Source organism: Pedobacter chitinilyticus (assembly GCF_003313385.1).
In the GTDB taxonomy this organism is placed as follows: Bacteria; Bacteroidota; Bacteroidia; order Sphingobacteriales; family Sphingobacteriaceae; genus Pedobacter; species Pedobacter chitinilyticus.
In genome coordinates, this window is the sequence record NZ_QMHN01000008.1 from 21,603 (window position 1) to 45,904 (window position 24,302).

At 40.2% G+C, this 24,302-nt stretch carries 16 protein-coding genes; 6 read left to right on the plus strand and 10 right to left on the minus strand.

The annotated features are described in order from the left end of the window. Position 1: 1 nt before the first annotated feature. Genes DUT70_RS19775 through DUT70_RS19790 form a run of 4 tightly spaced genes read right to left on the minus strand, consistent with a single transcriptional unit; the run spans position 2 to position 7,753 of the window. Positions 2-3,592, minus strand: a complete 3,591-nt coding sequence (locus DUT70_RS19775) for a metallophosphoesterase (protein ID WP_113649112.1) — start codon at positions 3,590-3,592, stop codon at positions 2-4. Positions 3,593-3,595: 3 nt separating this feature from the next. Next, the gene (locus tag DUT70_RS19780; RefSeq protein ID WP_113649113.1) at positions 3,596-4,495 is read right to left on the minus strand and encodes an SdiA-regulated domain-containing protein; all 900 of its coding nucleotides are present in this window, start codon (positions 4,493-4,495) and stop codon (positions 3,596-3,598) included. Between the two features lie 2 nt (positions 4,496-4,497). After that, the gene (gene ppk1 / locus DUT70_RS19785; protein ID WP_113649265.1) at positions 4,498-6,528 is read right to left on the minus strand and encodes a polyphosphate kinase 1; all 2,031 of its coding nucleotides are present in this window, start codon (positions 6,526-6,528) and stop codon (positions 4,498-4,500) included. Between the two features lie 4 nt (positions 6,529-6,532). Next, the gene (locus DUT70_RS19790; protein WP_113649114.1) at positions 6,533-7,753 is read right to left on the minus strand and encodes a Pycsar system effector family protein; all 1,221 of its coding nucleotides are present in this window, start codon (positions 7,751-7,753) and stop codon (positions 6,533-6,535) included. Positions 7,754-8,061: 308 nt separating this feature from the next. Here DUT70_RS19790 and DUT70_RS19795 point away from each other — a divergent pair, with 308 nt between their 5' ends. The 5 genes from DUT70_RS19795 to DUT70_RS19815 all read left to right on the plus strand — a co-directional run bounded on the left by DUT70_RS19795 (position 8,062) and on the right by DUT70_RS19815 (position 14,703). Continuing rightward, entirely contained in the window at positions 8,062-9,081 is a 1,020-nt protein-coding gene (locus DUT70_RS19795; RefSeq protein ID WP_113649115.1) for an SDR family NAD(P)-dependent oxidoreductase, read from the plus strand. Between the two features lie 24 nt (positions 9,082-9,105). Further along, positions 9,106-9,945, plus strand: a complete 840-nt coding sequence (locus DUT70_RS19800) for a helix-turn-helix domain-containing protein (RefSeq protein ID WP_240432207.1) — start codon at positions 9,106-9,108, stop codon at positions 9,943-9,945. Positions 9,946-10,068: 123 nt separating this feature from the next. After that, the gene (locus tag DUT70_RS19805; protein ID WP_113649116.1) at positions 10,069-13,305 is read left to right on the plus strand and encodes a S41 family peptidase; all 3,237 of its coding nucleotides are present in this window, start codon (positions 10,069-10,071) and stop codon (positions 13,303-13,305) included. Positions 13,306-13,442: 137 nt separating this feature from the next. Continuing rightward, positions 13,443-13,922, plus strand: a complete 480-nt coding sequence (gene rnhA, locus DUT70_RS19810; protein ID WP_113649117.1) for a ribonuclease HI — start codon at positions 13,443-13,445, stop codon at positions 13,920-13,922. 37 nt (positions 13,923-13,959) lie between these two features. Further along, on the plus strand, positions 13,960-14,703 hold the full coding sequence (locus DUT70_RS19815; protein WP_128353406.1) for a hypothetical protein: 744 nt from the start codon (positions 13,960-13,962) through the stop codon (positions 14,701-14,703). 216 nt (positions 14,704-14,919) lie between these two features. Here DUT70_RS19815 and DUT70_RS19820 read toward each other — a convergent pair whose 3' ends face one another. The 6 genes from DUT70_RS19820 to gloA2 all read right to left on the minus strand — a co-directional run bounded on the left by DUT70_RS19820 (position 14,920) and on the right by gloA2 (position 20,456). Continuing rightward, a complete protein-coding gene (locus tag DUT70_RS19820; protein WP_113649119.1) occupies positions 14,920-15,438 on the minus strand; it encodes a DUF2911 domain-containing protein in 519 nt (172 codons plus the stop codon). A 141-nt stretch (positions 15,439-15,579) separates the two neighbouring features. Next, a complete protein-coding gene (gene fbp, locus DUT70_RS19825; protein ID WP_113649120.1) occupies positions 15,580-16,629 on the minus strand; it encodes a class 1 fructose-bisphosphatase in 1,050 nt (349 codons plus the stop codon). Between the two features lie 24 nt (positions 16,630-16,653). Next, a complete protein-coding gene (locus tag DUT70_RS19830; protein ID WP_113649121.1) occupies positions 16,654-17,145 on the minus strand; it encodes a metallophosphoesterase family protein in 492 nt (163 codons plus the stop codon). Positions 17,146-17,499: 354 nt separating this feature from the next. Further along, on the minus strand, positions 17,500-19,302 hold the full coding sequence (locus tag DUT70_RS19835; RefSeq protein ID WP_113649122.1) for a serine hydrolase: 1,803 nt from the start codon (positions 19,300-19,302) through the stop codon (positions 17,500-17,502). Positions 19,303-19,366: 64 nt separating this feature from the next. Further along, a complete protein-coding gene (locus DUT70_RS19840; RefSeq protein WP_113649123.1) occupies positions 19,367-20,071 on the minus strand; it encodes a tRNA1(Val) (adenine(37)-N6)-methyltransferase in 705 nt (234 codons plus the stop codon). A 1-nt stretch (position 20,072) separates the two neighbouring features. Continuing rightward, the gene (gene gloA2, locus DUT70_RS19845; protein ID WP_113649124.1) at positions 20,073-20,456 is read right to left on the minus strand and encodes an SMU1112c/YaeR family gloxylase I-like metalloprotein; all 384 of its coding nucleotides are present in this window, start codon (positions 20,454-20,456) and stop codon (positions 20,073-20,075) included. Between the two features lie 163 nt (positions 20,457-20,619). Between gloA2 and purL the strand changes: the two genes are divergently transcribed. Beyond that, positions 20,620-24,279 carry a phosphoribosylformylglycinamidine synthase gene (gene purL, locus DUT70_RS19850; RefSeq protein ID WP_113649125.1) on the plus strand — a complete coding sequence of 1,220 codons (3,660 nt, stop codon included), beginning with the start codon at positions 20,620-20,622 and terminating at the stop codon, positions 24,277-24,279. The last annotated feature ends 23 nt before the right edge of the window (positions 24,280-24,302 follow it).

The window sequence follows — 24,302 nt, forward strand, 5'->3', positions numbered from 1 at the left end:
CTTAAAATCTAAAGTTCATTGAAAATTGAGGATACCAGCCCTCTTTTGAATAAGCGGCAATTATTCTTAAAATGGTTAACTGTGCTGGTGAGAAGTACAGACCGCCACCTACGCCATGATGCCAATTATCGGAAGCATCATTTCTTTCCCATACTCTTCCCACATCATACAACCCCATTAGTCCTACTTGGCCAGGTAATACATAACTGATAAAATCGCCCAGTTTTAACCTTAACTCCAAATTATTGTAAAAACTATGCTTGCCCGCAAAGCGATATTGCCTGTAGCCTAATAGCGTACCTTCGCCTCCCAAATAGGCATATTGATAAAAAGCAGGATTACCTACCGTTACCGCGCCGCCAAATCTGTTGGCCAATACCAAATTGGCACGTCCATCTAAGTTTTTGTACAAAGCTATGGAGCCGTTAAATTGCGCAAATGACCTTGCAGCACTGCTCACCCCTTGATAGCCTAATAACTTAAAATCGATATAGCTTCCTAAGGTGGGTAGCATTTCGTTATCCTTGGTGTTATTAATGAAGTTAACGATTGCGCCTACATACAGTTTTTCACGATCGATCACCAAACGATCTGACGAGTTTAGCTCCGATACGTTATTGATGAATTTATTTTGGTTATCCTCTTTATCGAAAGTATAGAATTGGAAGCTTGGCCCTACACTAAAGGTAGATTTTGGCCTACGCCAGCGTAAACTGGTTTCGAACTGAAAGAGGTTCATTCGGGTGCGGTAATATCTAATGTTGTTGTCGAAGGAGGTTTCGTTACCTACGCCAAAAAAGTTTCGGGTATTGTCTGGTGCCTGCACACTGGCATGCACCACCACATCAGCATTGCCAATAGCTTTTAACCAATCGCCAGTATATTTAAACCTAACCGCCGAAGTGGCAAAGGCATATAACATCCTAAAGGACTGCGAATTTCCGTAGGGTTGTTTTCTGAAGCCTGGGTTGGTAATGTTCATGAACGCTCCTAAAGAAAAGCCATCATCTACGTTGAAACCTACGTTTGGATAGAGCGAGGTTCTGCTATACAAATCCTTGCCCAAATAAGTAGCATTACCTGTATCGCTAGATAGTTTTGTGCGCAGTTTATTGGCTGCTTCGCCTTCAAATATATTCTCATCTTTAAGGCCAAACAAGCGAACGGATTGACGAGAAGCGGTTACATTGTACACTTTTTTCCCATGCCCAGCAATGATTTTCAAAGTAATGGGCGAAGTTTTATTGTTGAGGAATACGCTGTCATTTCCGTCTCGCATATATAAGCGAATTTGTTTTGTGGTTTTAGGATCGAAAACGCGGCTGAAAGTTACATCTTTTACATTCCCCGACTTGTTGATTTTGTACAGTTCTACTTTCAAATGACCATTGTCTAAACTGTTAATCTCGGCCTTCTCATTTTTATGGCTCGCTTGCACGTCTACAATGCGATTGAAAAAGTGGTAATACTCATTCATCACCTTGGGAATGGTGGCTTTACGTTGTTTAAGTTGCGCCAAAAATTGGTCATGCCTTAACGCATAGCTTTCTTTAGGCAGTCTTTTTAAAGCTTCCTCAAAAATCTCGTCGGTAAAAAGGTCACAAAACTCCTTCACATCCTTGTCCCATTGTTCTTCGGTATATTGTGACAACAGTTTGCTATTCATCGCCCTGCCTTCCCATAAGAACCAGTTTCCATCTTTCAAATCTCTTTCGAAGCCTTGCATCATTGGCAGCAAATCAGATTTTTGAGCAAAACGCTGAATTTTACCATCGGCCCTAAAGAATACTTGGTCACGGTCTCTTGGGATGGCGATATATTTCAAACCTTTTTTGGTGCTATCGGCTTTCCAACGCCATTGGTCTTCGTGTCGATCCCAATCGCCTAGCAACACATCCAAAGCCTTTGCCCTTAAGTACAACTTTGCATCGTAAGTATTGTCGTTGTCTTTATCTAGCTTTTTAAGCATTTTGGCTGTATTGTCCGAAGGTCCAAGGGGATTTCTTTCTTCCAATAGGCATATTGTGTTTTCAAATAAGGAAGCGTAATCGCCCAAATTTTTATCAGGAGAAACCAAACCAATCATCGGGTTGCTATGAGGTACGCCCGCAGCTTTAGCCAAAACAGGCACCACCAATGCCGTGAATGGATGTTGTGAAGCCATGTTGTCACGCATTACATCTTTAGCGAAGGTATTCCTCAATCCTTGCGGCAATAATACTTCAGGGTATTTCTCGACACTGCGCAGTACATATTCCTTACCGTTTTTATCCTCCAATCTTAAGGAACGAGATTGGTTACCCCCACCCAATTGGGTTGGTTTTAAACCTCCCGCTATTTCCGAAATACGGATGACAGGTACTTTGGTATCCGTAGCATAGTCTTTCCGATAGTTATCGCCAAACAGGTAACGGTGAAACCTGCTTACACTGTCGAACGATGGCTTTACTTTGACCATCACACTGTCCGCCGTAATTACTTTGGCTAATTTTGAGGGTGTATTTTCTGTTTTTTGAAAAGGCTGTGTATAGCTAAAAACTTTGTTTACGCCTGTATCGCTAAAGGTGTAATATTCGTAGCGCATGTCATTATTCATCAGCTGATCGGCTACCACGTAACCATTTTGAAAGCTATGGAATAGTGAGTTTTTTCCAAGCTTATTGGGTGAGTGCTTTGCTCCTGCCCCACTTACAATTTGCAATTGTTTATTTTTGATCAGCTGTAAACCATGCTCGTGCCCTGCAGCGTAAACCACGTTAGGGACCTCACCAAAAACACCATTCACCTTTTCTATCATTTCCTTATATAAAGGATGTTTCATATCCTCTGGGCTTAAAAAAGTTGTTCGTAAAAAAGGATAAAGGGAGCCGATGATTGGTAAAGGGATATATAAATTTTTATTGAGCGAGGTCAGTGGGAAAAGATGATTTTTAAAAGTAAAGTAACCACCATGTGCTCCATAACTTTGGAAAGGATGGTGAGAGGCCAAAATGATCATTTTATCCTTATTTTGGTCGAAGAGCTCCCGCATTCGCATGATCACCTCTTCTTTGCTATTGCATTCGCAATCTGGATTTGCTTTATCATAAGGAAAAAGCCACCATTCACTATCGTAAGCAATGATGGTCAATTTATCTGTAAGGTTAATGGCTACAGGATTGGGGCAACCATTATCAGGAATAAGCTTGAGCAAAGGATCGTTAAAAGAAGCTAAATACTGCCCCTGCGCCTGAATTTTAGCCAAACCATTGGGACCAGATTTATCCCAATCGTGATTGCCTGGCACAAAGTAAACCGCAGCACCGTTGGCACGCATGGGTTCAAACTGCGATTTTAAAATCTGCTCGGTTTCTTTAATGTTATTGCTTCCTGGCAAAGCCATCCCCGTAGGGTAAATATTATCTCCCAAGAAAAGGGTGGTTGTTTTTCCTTTGATGACATGGTTTGCCGCACTTTTTAGAGATTCTAGTTGGCCCGTATTCATTTCTCCAGCATCGCCAATTAAAATGACACGGTATTTTACTTCTTGCTGTGCAAAAGCAAACAAGTTAGTTAAGGTAAATAGAACGATTAGCGTAATTTTTTTAAGCATAAGCTACTTTTTTGTTCTTTTATAATCAAATCTCAAAATATTTCCATACTGGGTATCGCTACCTTCGTTGGAGATAAATAGGTTCCCTTGCTTGTCGAAGGCAATTCCCTCAGGTTGGTTAAATGTATTGGAGCTTAAATGGTAGGCGGCTTTAATTTTCCAATGCTGATCAGCTACGACCAATGCCTTGTTAATGGCTGATACGATGTACCATTCTTTGGTGATGGGATGCTGCGCCAAAGCTGATGGATGAAATGTTCCTTTTTTGCGACCAGTTAATTTTTCAAGGGTACTGGCATCTACATTAAAGTTGCTGGCCAAGGTAAAGCGACCATCATTTTGCATGTTTAGGATAAAACCACTGGTGTTTTTTGAGCCTTTATCTTGTTTACATTCCTTGCACAACACATAAAGTTGTCCATTGGCTGGATTGGCATACATGGCTTCGTATTCGCCTTTGGGTAAAATCGACTTGGTTTCTATTACGTTTGAGGCTTGCTCTTTCTGGGTCTCGGTAAGCGGAAATGCATATAAATCGCCATTACTTTTAAGCACGATGACTTTGTTTTTGGCTATCGCGATATCTTCATAATCGCCATTTTTAGCAAACTTGGTAGAGGTGTGTTTTTTTGATCCCAAAGGAAACACAAATACTCTCCCTTCTTCGTCTTGCTCGGCGTAAACCGTAGCATTATTTCCATTTAAGAAAGCAATGCCCGATATTTCCTGCAATACGTCTGGCATGTTATATTTTTGCGGGGTAGCCAGGTTGTAACCTGGTGGATTTGCATTCTTTTTTGTTTTTTCCTGTGCACAAGAAAGTAAAGTAATAGCGCAACCAAAACAGCTGGCAAAAAATAAAAACAAAAATTTCTGATATCTTTTGATGGCGTAATTATTCATGGTTATACTTTGTTTTTTAAATATTGATAAATGGCGTATTGCGACTGAACCAAATCACCTTCTACTGGCACTGGAATGTTGTTCATTTCTTCGTCGATCAACACCGCTTGTACATTGTCTTTTAGTTGCAGGGATAGGATTTCTTTCAATTCTGCCTTGATGGTTGTATTAAAAATAGGAAAACAAACTTCAATTCTTCGGTAGATATTTCTACTCATCCAGTCTGCCGAACCTAGGAACATTTCTTCGTTGCCATTGTTGTGAAACAAAAAGATTCTGCCATGCTCTAAATAGCGGTCGACAATACGTCTGATGGTGATGTTTTCCGTGGGCACTAGTCTGCAAATCCCCCTAATGATGAGGTTAATTTTCACTCCCGCATGGGCTGCTTCGTAAAGTTTGTTAATCATCACGGCTTCTTCCAAATTGTTGAGCTTAATGGTAATGGCTGCTGGTTGCCCCAAATTGGCAAATTCGATTTCACGCTGGATCAACTCCAAAAATTTGGTCTGCAAGTTAAATTGTGCCACCAATAAATGGTTGAACTTGATCAGATTGGGATTAGATGGCTTTTCACGTCGGGCCAAAAACAAGAACAATAATTCGAGTTCACGTAACATGCCTTTGTGAGCCGTCATTAAAATATGATCGGTATAAAAATTGGCCGTGGTTTCGTTAAAGTTTCCTGTCGCAAACAGACCAGTATATTGCATTCTAATTCCTTGTTTGCGTTTTACTAAAGCTACTTTGGCATGAACCTTTAAGGCGGTAACGCTGTAAATAATCTCCACCCCAGCGGCCTTCATTTTCTTTGCCCATTTGATGTTGTTGGCTTCATCAAAACGTGCTTTCAGTTCGACCAATACCGTCACTTTCTTTCCATTTTTGGCAGCGGTAATTAAGGCGTTCACAATCTTCGAATCGCTGGCTACCCGATATAAAGTGGTATAGATTTCGGTGGTTGACTCATCGGTAGCCGCTTCATTAAAAAAGCGCAACACACTGTCATACGATTGATAGGGCGGATTAATGAGCAAGTCGTCCTCGATAATTTGCTGGTGGAGCGTAATGTCTTTCCTAAATGTTGGATATACTACTTTAGGCCATTTTTGATTGCTCCATTTTGCATCCTTAATAGGGAAACCACCCAAATCTTTTAAATTATGGTATCTACCCCCTTCCACCACATTAGCATGCCCAATATTTAACTGCTGTACCAAAAGCATCAAGGTTGTTTGCGGAATATTTGGCTCGTGCAAAAATCTGGTAGCCAAGCCCAAATCACGTTTTTGGATTTGCTTTTCTATTAAATCAGCAATGTCCACGTTATATTCATCCTCCAACTCCATTTCGGCATTACGGGTAATCTTAAAGCTGTAACAAGCTTTAAGATCTTTGTTTTTAAACAGCAGCGAAAGATTTTGACGGATGATATCATCGATGAACAATACATATTTCTGTCCATCAACGCTTGTTTCGTAAAAGCGAGACAACTCATTGGAAGGAATATTCACCACATAACTGGTTATCTTTCCTTCGGTTTCTACGTTTACCAAAAAATAGAGTTCGTTATTATTTGGGAAAAAATCGGTTTTAGGATTAGCGATTTCAACAGGTTGAAGGAATGCCAGAATGTTGCTTAAGAAATAATTGCTCAATTCATCTTGTAAGCGCTCAGGAATAGGCTCATTGTAAATAAAATGAATCCCGTGGGATTTTAACTGTGGCAATACGATACTTTTCAAGATGGTTCCAAACTGCTCTTGTTGCTGATGGATGGTCTCAGTGGCTTGTTTCAGCAAATTATCTTCCTGTTGGATGTCGTTATTTTCCTTTTTGCTCAGCTTTTTAAGGGCCTGCAAAACAGGCATACGCACTCGATAAAACTCATCCAAGTTGGAGGAATAGATGGACAGGAATTTGATTTTCTCCAAAAGCGGCGTGGCTTCTCTTTCTGCCTCTGCCAACACACGCCCATTGAATGAAATCCAACTCAAATCTCTATCAAACATGGTATTGACTACCTCAAGCATATGATTAGAATTTACCATAAATGGCAGAGAAAAGGATATAAGCCAACACTGATGTGATTAAACCGAACATGAATATGTTGTAAGCGATGCGGATGAGCTTATATTTTCGGCCCAACACCACGCCTTGCGAATACACATCTTTAATTAAGGTGCCATACAGGAAATCTCGATCGGCCATCACCTTCTCCATGCTGTGATGATATTCGTCCAATGGCATTTTGTAGAAATTACCGAAGAATACCAGGTTTACTCTTTTCTGATCCACATCTTCCTTAGTGAAAACACCTTTGGGAATGCTTGGCCTAGTGGCTAGTATGGAGAATACGATGCAGGATAAACTTACCAATAAGAGTATAAAGGTAGGCACCACCAAGTAGGCATTGTCTTCGAGGCGGCGTAGCAGCAAACTCACAATCAACGATAAAATAATCGAATTCACCGTTATCAGCAATTGGGCTTTGTTGTCGGCCATATCGCTCAAGCGTTGGTTATTTGCCGAAGTAATGCGGAACATGGTTTCTACCCCTTTGCTAGGCAATGCATCTTTGTCTTCTTTAGCAGGCTTATCAGCCTTTTCCTTCTTATCGTGCTTCAATTTATCTTCTTCTTTATTTGCTTGTTCTAAAATATCTTCGTTAAATTTCTTTTTAAGCTTTGCCAAATTCTTGCTCTTTTGTGCTTCCAGTAACAATCTGCAATAGTCAGTATGATATTCGTGTTTTTCTAAAAATTCAATATCCTTTAAGCGCCAGCTCTTTTTACTGATTTCTTTATTGCAAAGCCGCTCTACTTCTTTATGCAAAAGCTTCGACCGCTCACTAAAATCATCGCTCCCCAAGTGGAATAAATCTGCATCGCACAAAATCTGCTCATTTAAATTGGTAGGGCTTTGTGGTAATCTGGTAGATAAAATGGCACTCTTTACCGCAGCAACAATCTTTTCATCTACCTGATGATTGGATAAATAGGTCACCGCATGTTCTGCCCCTTTTTCTTCGTGTGATAAATTCTCTATGAAATATCCCGTATCATGGAACCATGCACTCGCATAAACGATGAAAAAATCAACCTCTTTTAACTGATAATGATTGGCAATTTGTACGGCTGCCTGAACCACTCTTTTGGTGTGCGCTAAATTATGATAAACAAGATCAGCACGATGGTGGTCATTAAAATAATTCACCACATAAGTTTCTATCTCTTGCTGCAATTGATGGTAGTTCATGATCTACGAATTTGTCTCAAAAATAAATATTAAGCAGGGATGAAAGCTAAACAAATTACACACCCAACTAAACGTCCTTAAAAATTGCACGTATCAACCTACCCTAACCACTAAGTTACCACAAAATATTCTTCTGTGTACACGAAAAGGTGATAATAAAGCTACAATTTCAATGATCGTTATTAAACGAATGCATCACTGAACTGCCTAACAAAGCGCATGACACGCTGAACAAAGTAAGTTGACATGCACAACAAAATCCTCGGTTGCAAAGCCCGCTAAATTTGTGGTATCAAAACAATAAAGACATGACACAAAACAATTATCAAGGCGTATTGCAGCAACCTATTGGTTCTGGCTTTAACGCAACATCTACTTCAAGCGAAGTTATTAAAGGCATAGATTTAACTGGAAAAATTGCCATTGTGACTGGCGGGCACACTGGTATTGGTTTAGAAACCACTAAAACGCTGGTAGGTGCTGGTGCAACCGTGATTGTTATTGCCAGAGATGTGGAGAAGGCTAAAAAGAACTTGGAAAATATTCAAAACGTAGAATTGGAAGCCATGGATTTAATGGACAGTGCATCCATAGACCGCTTTTGTACTCAATTTCTCGCAAGCCAAAGACCTTTACACCTGCTAATTAACAATGCAGGCATTATGTGGGTACCCTTACGCAGAGATGTACGTGGTTACGAATCTCAATTGGTGACCAACTATCTCGGTCAATTTCAGCTTACTGCCAGGTTATGGCCTGCGCTCAAAAAAGCCAATGGTGCCAGGGTCATCAACGTATCTTCTTTTGGACATCAGATGGCTCCTTTCCATTTCGAAGATCCTAACTTTAAGCATCGGGAATATCAAACCTTGGAAGGTTATGGACAATCCAAAACTGCCGCTAATCTTTTTGCCGTAGAATTGGATCTTCGCGGGCAGCCATTCAACATCCGTGCTTATTCGCTTCATCCTGGCAGTGTGATTGGCACCGACCTTGGCAGAGAAGAACCGATTGAACTTTTTAAGCAGTTGGGCACACATGATGCCAATGGCGACCTTAAACCCGAAGTAGCTGCGACGCTTAAAACCATTCCTCAAGGTGCCGCAACCACCATTTGGTGCGCTACAAGCCCAGCGCTAAATAACATTGGCGGCGTTTATTGCGAAAACGCTGACATTGCCGAACTGGATATGGGAAACATCAACCATCAATACGATCAACCTGAAACCCTACGTGGGGTAAAACCTTACTCGGTAGATCGAGACAATGCCTTACGCCTTTGGGATTTGAGTGAAACGCTTTTAGGTTTCCAATTTTTGGCCGATTAAAAAGCGATTAAACAAAGATTAGAAATGGAGAAAACACCTAACTTTATAGCAATGGAACATATTTCTAGATACCTCACCCAAGAAATCAAGCTTTCGAGCTACGAGGATAAACTCTTCAAATCAGATTTGATGTTCGACGACCATATGCTGGTGTGGTTCATTTCGGGAGAAACGAAGATCATCCAAGCGGATCGCACCTTCTATTTCAAAACAGGCGATATCTTTCTTATCCCCAGAAACCAGCTGGCGACTGTAATTAACTACCCCAAGGATGGACAGCCTCACAAAACGGTAGTCATGCATTTGAGCATAGAAAGGCTCAAGAAGTTTTACGAGCATATTGACACGAGAGGAACACCGCCGCCAGAACAGCAAATATACCGTTTCAGCAATCATCCACTATTAGCAAGTTGTTTAGCTTCGCTGATCCCCTATTTTGATGTTTCTGGTGAATTTCCTGAGAGCTTGGCACAGTTGAAGATTACGGAAGCAATCAGTATCCTACGCACCATCGACCCGAAGGTAGATAGCGTTTTGGCCCACTTTGATGCTCCAGGAAAGATAGACCTGATTGGATTTATGCAACGTAATTTCATGTTCAATATGTCTTTAGAAAAGTTGGGCTACCTTTCTGGCCGAAGCCTGTCGACCTTTAACCGTGATTTTAAAAAGTTATTTAACACGACCCCGCAAAAATGGCTGACTGACAAAAGGCTTGAATTGGCTTATTACCATCTCTCTGAAAAAAAGCTAAAACCTACAGAGGTTTATTTGGAAGTTGGCTTTGAAGATTTATCCCATTTCTCCTTTTCATTTAAGAAAAAGTATGGCGTGTCGCCAACTCAACTGCTAGTAACCCGTTAGTTCTAAAGGTTTACCACTTTTTGATTTTATTTCCTAGAAAGGTTAGTATAACACATCAGCTTTGTTACCCATTTCTTAAAAAGTATCACTTATTTTAGCTTTAAGATTTAACTAACAAAGTTTATGAAGAAACTACTAACCTTATCTTTAGGTTTTTTGTTGTCTACCCCATTGTTTGCGCAAGAAAAACCGCAATGGATGAGATATCCAAGCATTTCTCCAGACGGCAGTACCATTGTTTTCACGTATAAAGGTGATTTGTATCGAGTAGCCAGCAACGGTGGAAATGCACAACAACTTACTTTTCATGAAGCGCACGATTTTATGCCTCAATGGAGTAAAGACGGCAAGCAAATCGCTTTTGCCTCTGACCGTTATGGTAATTTTGATGTTTTTGTGATGGATGCAAATGGTGGCCCAGCGAAAAGATTAACTTATCATTCGGCTGATGAAGTACCGTTCAGTTTCTCCGCAGATAACAAGTCGGTAGTTTTTGGTGCTGCCAGGCAAGATGCTGTGAACCATCGTCAATTCCCTACAGGTTCCCAACCAGAACTATACTCGGTGCCTACCACTGGTGGACGCATTTCACAAATTTTCACCATCCCAGCAGAAGCGGTACAAAGTAGCAAGGATGGTTCAAAAATGATTTACCACGACAAAAAAGGTGGCGAAAACGAATGGCGTAAGCATCATCAGTCGTCTATTGCCCGAGACATTTGGGTTTACGATAAAAAAACCGACAAACATACTCAGCTCACTGGTTTTTATGGCGAAAACAGGAACCCAGTATTTGCCGATAATGAGCAAAGCATTTATTATTTGAGCGAAGAAAGCGGCACTTTCAACATCCACAAAATGCCTTTGAAGGAAAAAGCCAAGAATGAGCAGATCACGAAGTTCAAGAATTTCCCAGTGAGATTTTTAAGTGCTGCCAACAATGGCACCTTATCTTTTGGTTATGATGGTGAGCTTTACACCTTAAAGCCTGGATTGAGCCCACAGAAACTAAATGTCATCATCAACACCCAAGAAAAAGCCAATAACGATGGCTTTATTACCATTAATGGTGGCGTAAGGGAAATGTCGGTATCTCCCGATGGAAAAGAAGTGGCCTTTATTGCTAGAGGTGAAGTTTTTGTGACTTCGGTAGATGGCAAAATGACCAAAAGAATTACCAATACGCCAGAGCAGGAACGTTTTGTGGAGTTTGCACCGGATGGCAAATCTCTGGTTTATGCCAGCGAACGGAATGGCAAATGGCGTATTTACGAAAGTAGAAAAACCCGTAAAGAAGAGCCTTATTTCTTTGCCGCTACGTTATTAGAAGAAAAGCCTCTGATCAGCAATTCAAATGACAACTACATGCCTACTTTATCTCCAGATGGCAAAAAAGTGGCTTTCATTGAAAACCGCAGAACCTTAAAGGTAATGGAACTTGGCAATAAAAATACGGTAACCTTGCTTACGCCCGACCAACTTTTTTATATGCAGGATGGCGACCAGTATTTCACTTGGAGCCCTGATAGCAAATGGTTATTAGCGACCTACAAACCAACCATGTCTAACGGCGAAGTGGTGTTGTTAGATGCAACAGGCAAACAAGCCATGAAAAACCTGACTAAAAGTGGTTACGGGGATGGTAGCGCTAAATGGGTAAACGGCGGCAAACAACTGATTTGGTTCAGTAATCGCGATGGGATGAAAGCCCATGCGAATAGCGGCTCTTCGCAACGTGACGTTTATAGCTTGTTTTTAACCAAAGATGGCTGGGACCGTTTCAACTTGAGCAAGGATGATTTTGCCTTGTTAAAAGACATCGAGGCTAGTGAAAAGAAAGCCAAAGAAGAGGCCGCGAAAAAAGAAGCCAAAGATCCTAAAGCTAAGACCGTAAAACCAGATTCAACCGTCGTATTTGATTGGGATGGTTTGGATATGAGAAAAGCGAGGTTAACCATTCACTCATCGTCGTTGAGCGATGCCGTACTTTCAAAAGACGGTGAAAAGCTTTACTATTTAGCCAGTTTCGAAAAAGGCAGTAATTTATGGAGCACCAACCTACGCACCAAAGAAACCAAAATGGAAATTCCATTAGATGGTATGGGCGGCAGTCTTTCATGGGATAAAGCTCAAAAAAACCTGTATTTATTAAGCGGTGGTCGTATTTCGAAAATCAACACCGACAATAACAAGCGTGACCAAATCAATATTGACGGCGAAGTAGAAGTTGATGCCGCTGCTGAAAGAGCTTACATGTTTGAACACGTTTGGTTGCGCAACAAAGGGATGTTTTACACCCCAACCATGCATGGTGCCGATTGGGATGGCTTAAAACCAGCTTACGCAAAATACCTTCCGCATATTGGCAACAGCTATGAATTTGCTGAAATGCTATCTGAACTATTGGGAGAGCTGAATGTTTCCCACGCGGGTGCTCGTTTCAGCAGAACCATCCCTAATGCTGACGCTACCGCATCTTTAGGGGTGATTGCCAGCTACAAACATCAAGGCGATGGTATTTTAATTGACGAAGTCCTTTCTGGCGGTCCGTTGGATAAAGCCAAACTGAGCGTAAAACCAGGAATGATCATTGAAAAAGTGGATGGTGTAGTAATCGAAGCCAACCAGGATGTTGCGAAGTTCTTAAACAGAAAGTCTGATCAATTTACCTTATTAGAAATTTTGGACCCTAAAACAAAAGAAAGACAACAAATCACGATCAAGCCAATTAGTCTTGGTGCCGAAAACCAGTTACTTTACAAACGCTGGGTAAAAATGAACCAAGCGGAAGTAGATAGCTTAAGTAAAGGTCAGTTGGGCTACGTGCATATCCCAGGAATGAGCGATGGCCCATATCGTAGCGTGTACGAAGAAATGATGGGCAAATTCGCCGATCGCAAAGCAGTAATTGTAGACACTCGCTTTAACGGTGGTGGCGATTTGGTATCGGATTTGGCGATGTTCTTCACTGGACAGAAATTCTTAGACTACGCTACCGAACAACGTTCGGTAGGTTATGAACCAACCTTTAGATGGACTAAACCAACCTTGGCCATGTTTAACGAAGCCAATTACAGTGATGGTCATTGCTTTTCATGCGGCTATAAGGATTTAGGTATTGGAAAAACCGTGGGAATGCCTGTACCTGGTACTTGTAGTTTTGCAGGATGGGAATTACTGCCCGACGGAACCCGCTGGGGATCTGTGCCTATTAGTGCTAAAAACAAGGCTGGTCAATGGTTAGAAAATAATGAAACCAAACCAGACATTCAGGTTAAAAACATGCCTGGTTTGATAGATAAAGGAAAAGACCAACAGCTTGAAGTAGCCATTGCAGAATTATTGAAAGCGGTGAAGTAAAACAAAACCGTCATTTCAAACGCAGAGAGAAATCTAGCAATATGATCTCATAACGCTAGATTTAACTGCGTTGATTTTCAATTCTCCTCATACTTCGTCGAAATGACGATAATAAAACTTAGTTTTGCTACTGTATTATGATAGAAATCTACACAGACGGAGCAGCAAGCGGAAATCCAGGTCCTGGCGGTTATGGCGTTATCCTACGTTCGGGCAAGCACTATAAAGAATTAAGTGGCGGTTTTAGAATGACCACCAACAATCGTATGGAACTTTTGGCCGTGATTGTAGCCCTTAAGGCTTTAAAAACACCAGGGCAGCAAGTCGTTGTCTTCTCCGATAGCAAATATGTAGTAGATGCGGTAGAAAAAGGTTGGGTATTTGGCTGGGTACAAAAAGGTTTTAAAGACAAAAAGAATAAGGATTTGTGGTTGCAATATCTTCAACAGCACAAATTACATCAAGTTAAATTCAAGTGGATTAAAGGCCACAATGAACACCCAGAAAATGAACGCTGCGACCGACTAGCGGTAGCGGCTTCACAAGATAAGGCGAACTGGGCCATCGACAGCGCTTTTGAAGCGGAACGAAATAGCAATAATACTTTTCTTTCTTAGCATTATTATGTAGTTTTAATCTAATTTACAATCTCATATGATGTTTGCCTATTGGAACGACTATTACTATATCGTTATCATTTTACAAATTATCGCCATCATCCACGCTATCAAAACTGGTAGAAGGGAATGGATATACCTATTGATTTTCTTACCCGCCATTGGGGCTATTGTCTATTTCTTCATGGAGTTCCTTCCTGAAATGCGTAGAGGAAGTGGTTCCAAAAGCCTCACCAAAGCCCTGTTTCCTAATAGAGAAATTAATGAATGGGAACGAAAGCTACAGGTTTCGGATAGCGTAACCAATAAACTGGGCCTTTCAAAGGCTTATGCCAACCAAAAAAAATATGACCAAGCCATCACGTTAACGCTGGATTGTCTTAAAGGACATTATGATGATGATCCCGCTATTTTACTACAGCTGTCACGTCAGTACTTTTATAGTGGACAATACCAAGAAAGCATCAAGTATTTCGACCGATTTAACAGCAAAACTTCTATTAAAACAGCAGAAGATGAACTGCTATATGCAAGAGCTTTGGAGGGCATCGGAAACGAAGATGCTGCAAACGATGATTACAAACGGATTATTCGTGTTCACCATTCCATAGAAGCGCGTTATTATTATGGCTTATTCTTAAAAAACCGCAAGCAAACAGAGCAAGCAAAAGAACAGTTTAGGGCTATAAGAAGCGAACTCAAACTTTTACCGCGATATTTAAGGAAAAGAAATGCGAAATGGCTAAGATTGGCTATTAAAGAATCCATCGCATTAAAATAAGAAAGCCATCTCAGCAGAGATGGCTTTCTTATTTACGTTTATATTTTTAATCTCTCTATGATTTCGCGAACGCTATAGGATTGCTTCGTACCTCGCAATGACGGTTAAATTATACCTCATTTCAACGAAGTATGACTAAGCAATTCCATAATTATAACTCCTAACACTAACGCTTTAAGATTGCTTCGCAAAGCTCGCAATGACGGTTAGGTCAACTTACTTTATTGAAACTGGAACAGATACTTTATCCCATTCCAAAGAAAATCCTTTGCTATGTACCTTATAAACCAATCTTTCTTGCGTTTCAGCTAAGGGCTTTACCTTTACATCAACCCTTAAAGCATCTTTAGCTTCTTCATATTTGTAAGCTCCCCATTGTTTAGGCTCTTTGTTAAAGATGGCCGTCCAAGTACCACTTTCTTTAGGGATTAAGAAAAAGCTATATTTTCCAGCAGGCAAGTTTTTACCTTCTACCTTAATATCTTTGTCGGTTTCAAAAGTAGTAGCATCATTAGCACCCGCACGCCAAACTTTGTCGTAAGCTTCCAATCCACCCCAAATTTTGCGTCCCTTTACGGCTGGGCTACTGTAGTTAATGGTAATTGTAGCACCATTCACCTTGCCTGTAGCCGTAGCCGCTGGGCTAGGTTTAGGTTTCGCATCTTGGGCCATTGCTCCTACAGAAACGAAAAGCGCAAGCACTGCTGTTGCCATTGTTTTAATTGTTGATTTCATAACTTTTAATTTTATCTTTTTGATTTGATACTAAGTTAACTGATAATCTCTCAAATATCCTAGCACCAACAATAAAATTACGGACAACAAAAAAGGCGAGTTTATGCACTCGCCTTCTTGTATTATTTAACCAATAAAAGACTAGGCTGTTTTAATTTCTACCGTTTTTTCTGAAAGCTTTTCAACAGGCGAAAACTCTGCCATAAATTCCTCAGCCTTCTTCACCATTTTAGGAGAACCCACAAAAATAGCTACACGTTGATGCAATTCAGTAGGTTCTATATCCAAAATTCTATTTAAACCATCAGAAGCAATTCCTCCAGCTTGCTCAATAATAAAGGCCATTGGATTACACTCGTACAACAAGCGTAGTTTGCCTTTTGGTGAAGCCGAGGTTGTTGGGTACATATAGATACCGCCCTTAATTAAACTTCTGTGAATATCGGCGGCCATGGCCCCAATATATCTCGAAGTATAAGGTCTGTTCGTTGCCTTATCTTCTACCTGCGCATATTTAATGTATTTTTTCACTCCTTCAGGGAAATGAACATAGTTTCCTTCGTTGATAGAATAGATCACCCCATCCTCTGGAATTTTCATATTTGGGTGCGATAGACAGAACTCCCCTATCGATGGATCCAAGGTAAATCCATTGACACCTTTTCCTGTGGTATAAACCATCATCGTAGACGAGCCATAAATTACGTATCCCGCAGCCACTTGTTCCGTACCTTTTTGCAACACATCATCCAAAGTAGCTGGTCCTTCTGTAGATTTCCTTCTATAGATCGAAAAAATAGTTCCCACGGTTACATTGATATCAATATTAGAGGAACCATCCAAAGGATCAATACATACAATATATCTGGCGTTTTTGGATACCGGTGATTCAATACGCACAAAATCATCCTCTTCTTCTGAAGCCACAATACAGCATTCGCCACCACTGGTTAGGGCCGAAATAAATTGCTCGTTAGCATATACATCAAGCTTTTTTTGTCCCTCTCCTTGTATATTAATGGTATCTGCATCACCCAAAATATCAACCAAACCCGCTTTATTCACTTCTCGGTTCACAATTTTTGAGGCAATACCAATATCTCTCAACAAGCGAGAAAGCTCTCCTTTAGCATACGGGAAATCCGCTTGCTTTTCAATAATAAACTGGCCTAATGTTTTTATACCCGACATTTTTTACTTAGTGTATTTTTTACGTTATCTATCCCCTAATTCTATGGCCTCTAAGGTATGGATTTTTTCTTCGGAAATACAAAAGCGAATCAAAGTTCTTTTCTTGTGCCAGCCGTGTTTTCCAGCCGCACCGGGATTAATATGCAAACATTGTATTTTTTTATCGAAAACTACTTTCAAAATATGTGAGTGTCCAGAAATGAAAAGCTGAGGAGGCTTAGTGTAAATTTCCTTCTTTACCTGAGGCGCATACCTATCGGGATAACCGCCAATATGCGTCATCCAAACATCCACCTGTTCGCACTTAAATCTTAAATGCTCTGGAAAAGCTGCTCGAATATCTGGCCCATCTATGTTTCCATACACGCCGAGCAAAGGTTTAAAGGCTGCCAAAGGCTCAATTACATTAGGCCCAAAATCACCAGCATGCCAAATTTCGTCTCTATCGTCAAAATATTTAAACACCGCATCATCTAAAAAACCATGCGTATCTGAGATTAAACCTATTTTTTTCATTTATTAGATATGAGTATTGAGATATGAGTATTGAGACTTCATCCCAAACTTATATCTGGTAAATATTTTTTTGGAAAGCATTTTCAGTGCTGCTATTTTAAATCCGTCGGGCTTTTTGCTACAATCTTTTTGTTTGTTGTCATTGTGAACGTTAGCAAAGAATCTCTAAGTTATTGCACATTGAAGGAGATTCCTCGTTCCTCGGAATGACAGGTAGACAAACAAAAAGTATTTCCGCTTCAATCCCGTTTAATTTACAAAGCCAGTTTTTCAAAGCGCACAACCCTACCATGCTATATACCCAAAAAGACTTACGAAGTTTTAGAAACTTCGTAAGTCTGATATGAGATTCCCTTAATTTTTCCTAGTTGCTTTAAAAGTACCGTTAGGCTGTACAAGCAACATAGAAGTTGCTTTTTTACCCGATGGACCTTCAAATTTAATGCTATAGCCCTCCAAAGCTTTTAGCTCAAAGGTCTTCTCATCAACTACCACCGTTTCGTATTCTGGTTGTCCAGGAACAGACACATACAACACATCTCCCTTCAAATAAACTTTTGCTGGCGTCTTTCCCAACATATATTCACCAACCAAATTCTCTAGTATTTTCGCCTCTAATTTTTTCACTTCTGGTTTAAAATCAAACATCACGGGTTTTTCGCTACCATCTAAAAAGATACCTATTCCGCTGATCTTACCATCAACACCACTAGAAAAATTAAACATCAAATTACTTTGTGCCGTATCTACCACACCATTTTTATCCACAGATTTTGGATCAAATACATCATAATGCATGTGTTTAAGCAATATTTTCTCCTCTCCCAATATTGTACGCAAAGCATTGTTCTCAAGCGTCACCTTAATGATACCATAAGCCTCATTTTCAAAAGAACCCACATAATCTTTCAACGGATGCGACGGATTTGTGTTTGAAATGATAGTTGCCTTTTTGAGTTCTTTGTTTGCCTTGTTAGCTTTTTCCGTTTCTGCTTTTGCTTCACCATTCCAATCCACCGGTTTCAAATCAAACATTATATCAGCAATAGCGCTCGTAATTATATCTGGCACTTTCGACACACTTTGATTGGTTAGTACTACAATGCCTAATTTATCTGAAGGGTAAAAGGCTACATTCGCCGAAAAACCATTGATATTACCGCCATGTTCTACCGAATAATGACCTCTATAGGAGCCAATCATCCAACCCAAACCATAATTAGACAAAAAGACATCGTTATGTTTATTAGGCAAACCTGCATCCATTACCATTTGAGAGCTTGCTGCTTCTCTAATGTAATTAGTAGGCAAAATTTCTTTTCCTTTGAAATATCCACCGCTGATCCAAACTTTTAACCAGTTGGCCATGTCGTTTACACTACTGTTAATGCTCCCAGCTGGCCCCATACCATTAATATTGTAGTAATCTATTTTTTTAATTTCATTACCATTAACAACGGTATAAGGCAATGCCGCATCGCTATCGTTCTTAAAAGTTTCGATATCAGTATTAGAACGGGTCATTTCTAAGGGATCAAAAAACTTCTCTTTGATATTTTGCTCCCAAGTTTTACCACTCAAGCGTTCTACAATCATACCTTGAGCTAAAAACATAAAATTGTTATAGTACCATCTCTCCCTAACACCAGAAGTTGGCTTCATGTATTTTACTCTTTTAATAATGCTATCTCTATTGGCTGTATTAAATAAAAACCAAGACAAATCGTACCTCGACAATCCTGTTCTGTGCGCCATTAAATCACGCACCGTAATTTGATTATTCATTTCGGCATTATAAAAGCTCAATTGAGGTAATAGGCTGGTTGCTTTATCATCCAATTTTAGCTTACCATCTTTTTCCAACAAACCAACCAGCGAGGAAGTGAATGCTTTAGAGCTTGAACCAATGGCAAAAAGTGTATTTGGTGTTACTGGTTTTTTATTTTCCAAATCGCGATAGCCAAACCCTTTGCTATAAATAACTTGATCTCCTTTTACAATGGCCACTGCAAAACCTGCAATATGCTGATCTTTTAAAACTTGGTTTAAAACCGAATCGATACTCGATTTTTGTACGGCTACTTTACTTTTTGTTTGCGCTTTTACCGAAAAAGCAGTGGTTATTAGTAACGAGGTAATTAAGACAGAAAGCTTCATTTAACGGGTTTAAAATGTATTTAAATTAGAAATTATCACTATAACAATTGTTTATTGGAACGATTTAGTATGCTAAAAAAAAGTCTTTTAGCAATAACTCGTATGCTTTGGTATATTTCTTTTCACTTTCGTAAATCATGAAATCTTTTTCTGCCAGACTAGACTTTTCTCTCTCCAAACAGACAATACGCCTAAACTCAGGCTTGGTAATGTCCGAGTGCAATTTAACCAAATGGGTTAGAAATAGGCCTTTCATTTTTGCTTTTTCTACTAAATCCTGAGCTTGCTTAACAGGCAGCACGACCCAAAAGCAACCCTCTGGACTTAGCAAAGCAGCTACTTTCTCAATCAGATCATTAAAAAAGGTATCACTGGCATGCCTGGCCATCTCCTTCTTTTTCTCCGCATTTTTAAGGTCGTTCACAAAAAAAGGTGGATTGCTGACGATTAGATCAAATTGATCTGAATTATTGTATTGCTCAATTGGCATGTGGTGAACGGATAATTGCCTATTGAAAACAGAATTCTCAAAATTTCTTCCTGCAGTTATTGAAGCCTGCTCATCTATTTCTACGGCGTGAACTTGTGCTTTTGGAAAACGTTGCGCCAACATTAATGCGATGACACCCGTACCTGTACCAATATCTAATATCCGTTGCGGATCTGGATGCTTCGCCATCGTCCCCAACAACACACCGTCGGTATTGATCCTCATGGCACAGCCAGTTTGGTCTATTTCAAATTGTTTAAAACGGAAAATATGTTTCATCTTATTTCTCGTAGACTTCCAAAGGCAATCCATCAGGATCGGTAAAAAAAGTAAATTGTTTTCCTGTAAACTCATCAATCCTTATGGCTTCGGTCACAATTCCTTTCTTATTTAATTCAGTAATGGTTGCCGCCACATCATCTACCTCAAAAGCCAAATGCCTTAACCCTTGCGCTTCTGGTCTCGAAGGCCTTGCTGGAGGATTTTCAAAAGAGAACAATTCAATTTGATAAACACCATTTACAGCCAAATCCAATTTCCACGATTTACGTTCCTTGCGATAAACTTCGCCAAGCACTTCAAAACCTAGCTTATTGACATAAAAGTCCTTCGATTGCTCATAGTCTGAACAAATTATAGCGATATGATGAATACGGTTAAACATTTTTCAAGTCAAAAGTTTGAAGTCGGGTGTCCGAAGATATGACGCCTATTAAATCATTCAAAATTTTATCATTCAAAATTCAATAATTCGGCATACAAATAAACCCAAAAACAGCGAAATTTCTCCTAAAAAAAACCTAAATTTGCGTCTTCAAAAAATAAGCATGATTCATTTCTTTTTAGGTCAATCTGACGAGGTTTTTGTTGTACAAACAAACCATACTTTATCCCAAACTGATACAGAAAAACTAGCGTGGCTTTTTGGCGGAGCTAAATTGAGCGCCGAAAGCATCCTAACTGGCTTTTTTGTAGGTCCACGAGCGGCTATGATTACTCCTTGGAGCACCAATGCTGTGGAAATTACTCAAAACATGAGCATAGAGGGAATCATCAGAATTGAGGAATTTAAAAAGGTTGACGAAGGGTTTGCTGCCTACGATCCCATGCTTTCGCAGAAATATCAGGAGCTTGGCCAAGATGTTTTCACCATTAACATCAAACCAGAGCCTATTTTAGAAGTAACCGATATCGCTGCCTACAATAAACAAGAAGGCTTATCGCTAAGCGACGAAGAAGTTGATTATTTAAATGGATTGGCCGAAAAACTGGGAAGACCTTTAACAGACTCTGAAGTTTTTGGTTTTTCTCAAGTAAACTCCGAGCACTGCCGTCACAAAATATTTAATGGCAAATTTGTAATTGATGGGGTGGAACAACCGACTTCGCTGTTCAAACTCATCAAAAAAACTTCAGAGACACATCCAAACGACATTGTCTCTGCCTATAAAGATAACGTAGCCTTTGTTAAAGGACCTAAAGTGCAACAATTTGCACCGTCTAAACCAGATGAGCCATCGTTTTACGAAACAAAAGACTTTGATTCGGTCATTTCCATCAAAGCCGAAACCCATAACTTCCCTACTACGGTTGAACCTTTTAATGGCGCTGCTACAGGTTCGGGTGGGGAAATCAGAGATCGTTTAGCTGGTGGACAAGGTTCATTACCATTAGCAGGAACTGCCGTTTACATGACTGCGCTTTCTCGTTTAGAAGAAAATCGTCCTTGGGAAAAAGGTGTTGAAGAACGCAAATGGTTATACCAAACACCAATGGACATTTTAATCAAAGCTTCTAACGGAGCTTCTGATTTTGGAAATAAATTCGGTCAGCCATTAATTACTGGTTCCGTATTAACTTTTGAGCACGAAGAGCACAATCGCAAATTAGGTTTCGATAAAGTAATTATGCTTGCTGGTGGTATTGGCTACGGCAAAGTAGACCAGGCCAAAAAACAAGAACCAAAAACTGGCGATAATATCGTGGTTTTAGGTGGCGAGAACTACCGTATTGGGATGGGTGGTGCCGCCGTATCTTCTGCAGACACTGGTGAGCATGGTTCTGGCATTGAACTAAATGCCATCCAGCGTTCAAACCCCGAAATGCAAAAGCGTGCAGCTAACGCAGTACGTGCCATGGTTGAAAGCGATCATAACACCATTGTCTCTATTCACGACCATGGTGCTGGCGGTCACTTAAACTGTCTTTCGGAATTGGTAGAGGCAACTGGCGGTAAAATTGACTTAGATAAATTGCCTGTAGGCGACCCTACTCTATCGGCAAAAGAGATCATCGGCAACGAGTCTCAAGAACGTATGGGATTGGTGATTGGTGAGGAACATATTGCCACACTACAAAAAATTGCTGACCGTGAGCGTTCACCTATGTACACCGTAGGTAAGGTAACTGGCGACCATCGCTTTACTTTTGAATCGGCTACTACAGGTGTTAAACCAATGGATTTAGCGCTTAGCGACATGTTTGGCAGTTCTCCAAAAATGATTATGGAAGACAAAACCGTTAATCATCAATATGCCGAAGTAACTTATAGTCAAGATAAAATCAACGAGTATCTAGAGCAGGTGCTTCAATTAGAGGCCGTAGCTTGTAAAGACTGGTTAACAAATAAAGTGGACAGATGTGTGGGCGGCCGTGTTGCTAAACAACAATGTGCTGGTCCATTGCAATTGCCTTTGAACAACGTAGGCGTAATGGCATTGGATTTTCAGGGTAAAGAAGGTATTGCTACTTCGGTAGGCCATGCCCCGCTTTCAGCTTTGATTGATGCTGGTGCTGGTAGTAGAATTGCCATTGCCGAATCTTTATCAAACATTGTTTGGGCACCGCTAAAAGATGGTTTGAAAAGTGTTTCACTTTCGGCCAACTGGATGTGGGCTTGTAAAAACGAAGGTGAAGATGCCCGCCTATACCAAGCCGTTCAAGCTTGTTCAGATTTTGCCATCGACTTAGGAATCAATATCCCAACAGGTAAAGATTCGCTTTCGATGAAACAGAAATATAAAGATGGCGATGTGATTGCGCCAGGAACGGTAATTATTTCGGCAGCAGGAAACTGTAATGACATTACCCAAGTGGTAGAACCTGTTTTGCAGAAAGATGGCGGCAACATTTATTACATCAACTTAAGTAATGATTCTTACAAACTGGGCGGTTCTTCTTTCGCTCAAATTTTAAATAAAATTGGCAATGAAACTCCTGATGTAAAAGATGCTGCTCAATTTAGCACTACTTTTAACGTCATTCAGGATTTAATCAAAGCTGGAAAAATTAAAGCTGGACACGACGTAGGTAGCGGTGGTTTAATCACCACGCTTTTAGAGATGTGTTTTGCAGATAAAAACTTAGGGGCAAACCTTGATTTAACTTCATTAGGTGAAGCTGATGCCTTAAAAGTATTATTCGCTGAAAACATCAGTTTGGTTTTCCAAGCCGATGGAAGTGTTGAAGCTGTTTTAACGGCTAAGGCAGTTAAGTTCCATAAAATTGGAACAGCAACAAACCAACCAACTTTGAGTGTGACAAATGGCTCACAAAACTATACGTTCGACATTGAGCATCTGCGTGATGTTTGGTATAAAACTTCTTATCTACTAGACCGCAAACAAAGTGGCGAAGTAAAAGCGAAAGAGCGTTTTGATAATTATAAAAACCAACCCTTAAAATTCAATTTCCCAGCTCAATTTGACGGTAAAAAGCCAGTGACTGATGCGAGCAAACCTCGTCCAAAAGCAGCTATTTTACGTGAAAAAGGAAGCAACTCTGAGCGTGAGGTCGCTAATGCGATGTATTTAGCTGGTTTTGATGTAAAGGATGTCCACATGACCGATCTTATCTCGGGCAGAGAAACTTTAGAAGACATTCAATTTATTGGTGCTGTTGGTGGTTTCTCTAACTCTGATGTATTGGGTTCTGCAAAAGGTTGGGCTGGTGCATTTTTATATAACGAAAAAGCTCGTGTAGCTTTAGAGAATTTCTTCAATAGAGAAGATACTTTATCGGTAGGTATTTGTAACGGTTGCCAGTTATTTATTGAATTGGGACTGATCAATAAAAACCACGAAGTAAAGCCTAGAATGCTTCACAACGATAGTCGTAAGCACGAAAGTGTGTTCACTTCGTTAGTGGTTCAGGAAAACAATTCTGTGATGTTGTCGTCATTAGCGGGCAGCACTATTGGTGTTTGGGTATCGCATGGCGAAGGTAAATTCCAGCTACCTTACGAAGAATCGAAATATCAAATTGTTTCCAAATATGGATATGACCAGTATCCTGCTAGTCCAAATGGTTCTGATTACAACACTGCTATGATGTGCGACGACAGCGGAAGACACTTAGTAATGATGCCTCATATTGAGCGTTCATTATTCCAATGGCACTGGGCAAATTACCCTGCTGGTAGAAAAGACGAGGTTTCTCCTTGGATGGAAGCTTTTGTAAATGCCAGGAAGTGGTTGGAAAAACATTGAAATAAGGAATAATTTGTTACTTT

Excerpts from the sequence above, each read along its gene's own strand:
- DUT70_RS19775 (WP_113649112.1), bottom strand. The coding sequence starts at position 3,592 with ATGCTTAAAAAAATTACGCTAATCGTTCTATTTACCTTAACTAACTTG.
- DUT70_RS19780 (WP_113649113.1), bottom strand. The coding sequence starts at position 4,495 with ATGAATAATTACGCCATCAAAAGATATCAGAAATTTTTGTTTTTATTT.
- ppk1 (WP_113649265.1), bottom strand. The coding sequence starts at position 6,528 with ATGCTTGAGGTAGTCAATACCATGTTTGATAGAGATTTGAGTTGGATT.
- DUT70_RS19790 (WP_113649114.1), bottom strand. The coding sequence starts at position 7,753 with ATGAACTACCATCAATTGCAGCAAGAGATAGAAACTTATGTGGTGAAT.
- DUT70_RS19795 (WP_113649115.1), top strand. The coding sequence starts at position 8,062 with ATGACACAAAACAATTATCAAGGCGTATTGCAGCAACCTATTGGTTCT.
- DUT70_RS19800 (WP_240432207.1), top strand. The coding sequence starts at position 9,106 with ATGGAGAAAACACCTAACTTTATAGCAATGGAACATATTTCTAGATAC.
- DUT70_RS19805 (WP_113649116.1), top strand. The coding sequence starts at position 10,069 with ATGAAGAAACTACTAACCTTATCTTTAGGTTTTTTGTTGTCTACCCCA.
- rnhA (WP_113649117.1), top strand. The coding sequence starts at position 13,443 with ATGATAGAAATCTACACAGACGGAGCAGCAAGCGGAAATCCAGGTCCT.
- DUT70_RS19815 (WP_128353406.1), top strand. The coding sequence starts at position 13,960 with ATGATGTTTGCCTATTGGAACGACTATTACTATATCGTTATCATTTTA.
- DUT70_RS19820 (WP_113649119.1), bottom strand. The coding sequence starts at position 15,438 with ATGAAATCAACAATTAAAACAATGGCAACAGCAGTGCTTGCGCTTTTC.
- fbp (WP_113649120.1), bottom strand. The coding sequence starts at position 16,629 with ATGTCGGGTATAAAAACATTAGGCCAGTTTATTATTGAAAAGCAAGCG.
- DUT70_RS19830 (WP_113649121.1), bottom strand. The coding sequence starts at position 17,145 with ATGAAAAAAATAGGTTTAATCTCAGATACGCATGGTTTTTTAGATGAT.
- DUT70_RS19835 (WP_113649122.1), bottom strand. The coding sequence starts at position 19,302 with ATGAAGCTTTCTGTCTTAATTACCTCGTTACTAATAACCACTGCTTTT.
- DUT70_RS19840 (WP_113649123.1), bottom strand. The coding sequence starts at position 20,071 with ATGAAACATATTTTCCGTTTTAAACAATTTGAAATAGACCAAACTGGC.
- gloA2 (WP_113649124.1), bottom strand. The coding sequence starts at position 20,456 with ATGTTTAACCGTATTCATCATATCGCTATAATTTGTTCAGACTATGAG.
- purL (WP_113649125.1), top strand. The coding sequence starts at position 20,620 with ATGATTCATTTCTTTTTAGGTCAATCTGACGAGGTTTTTGTTGTACAA.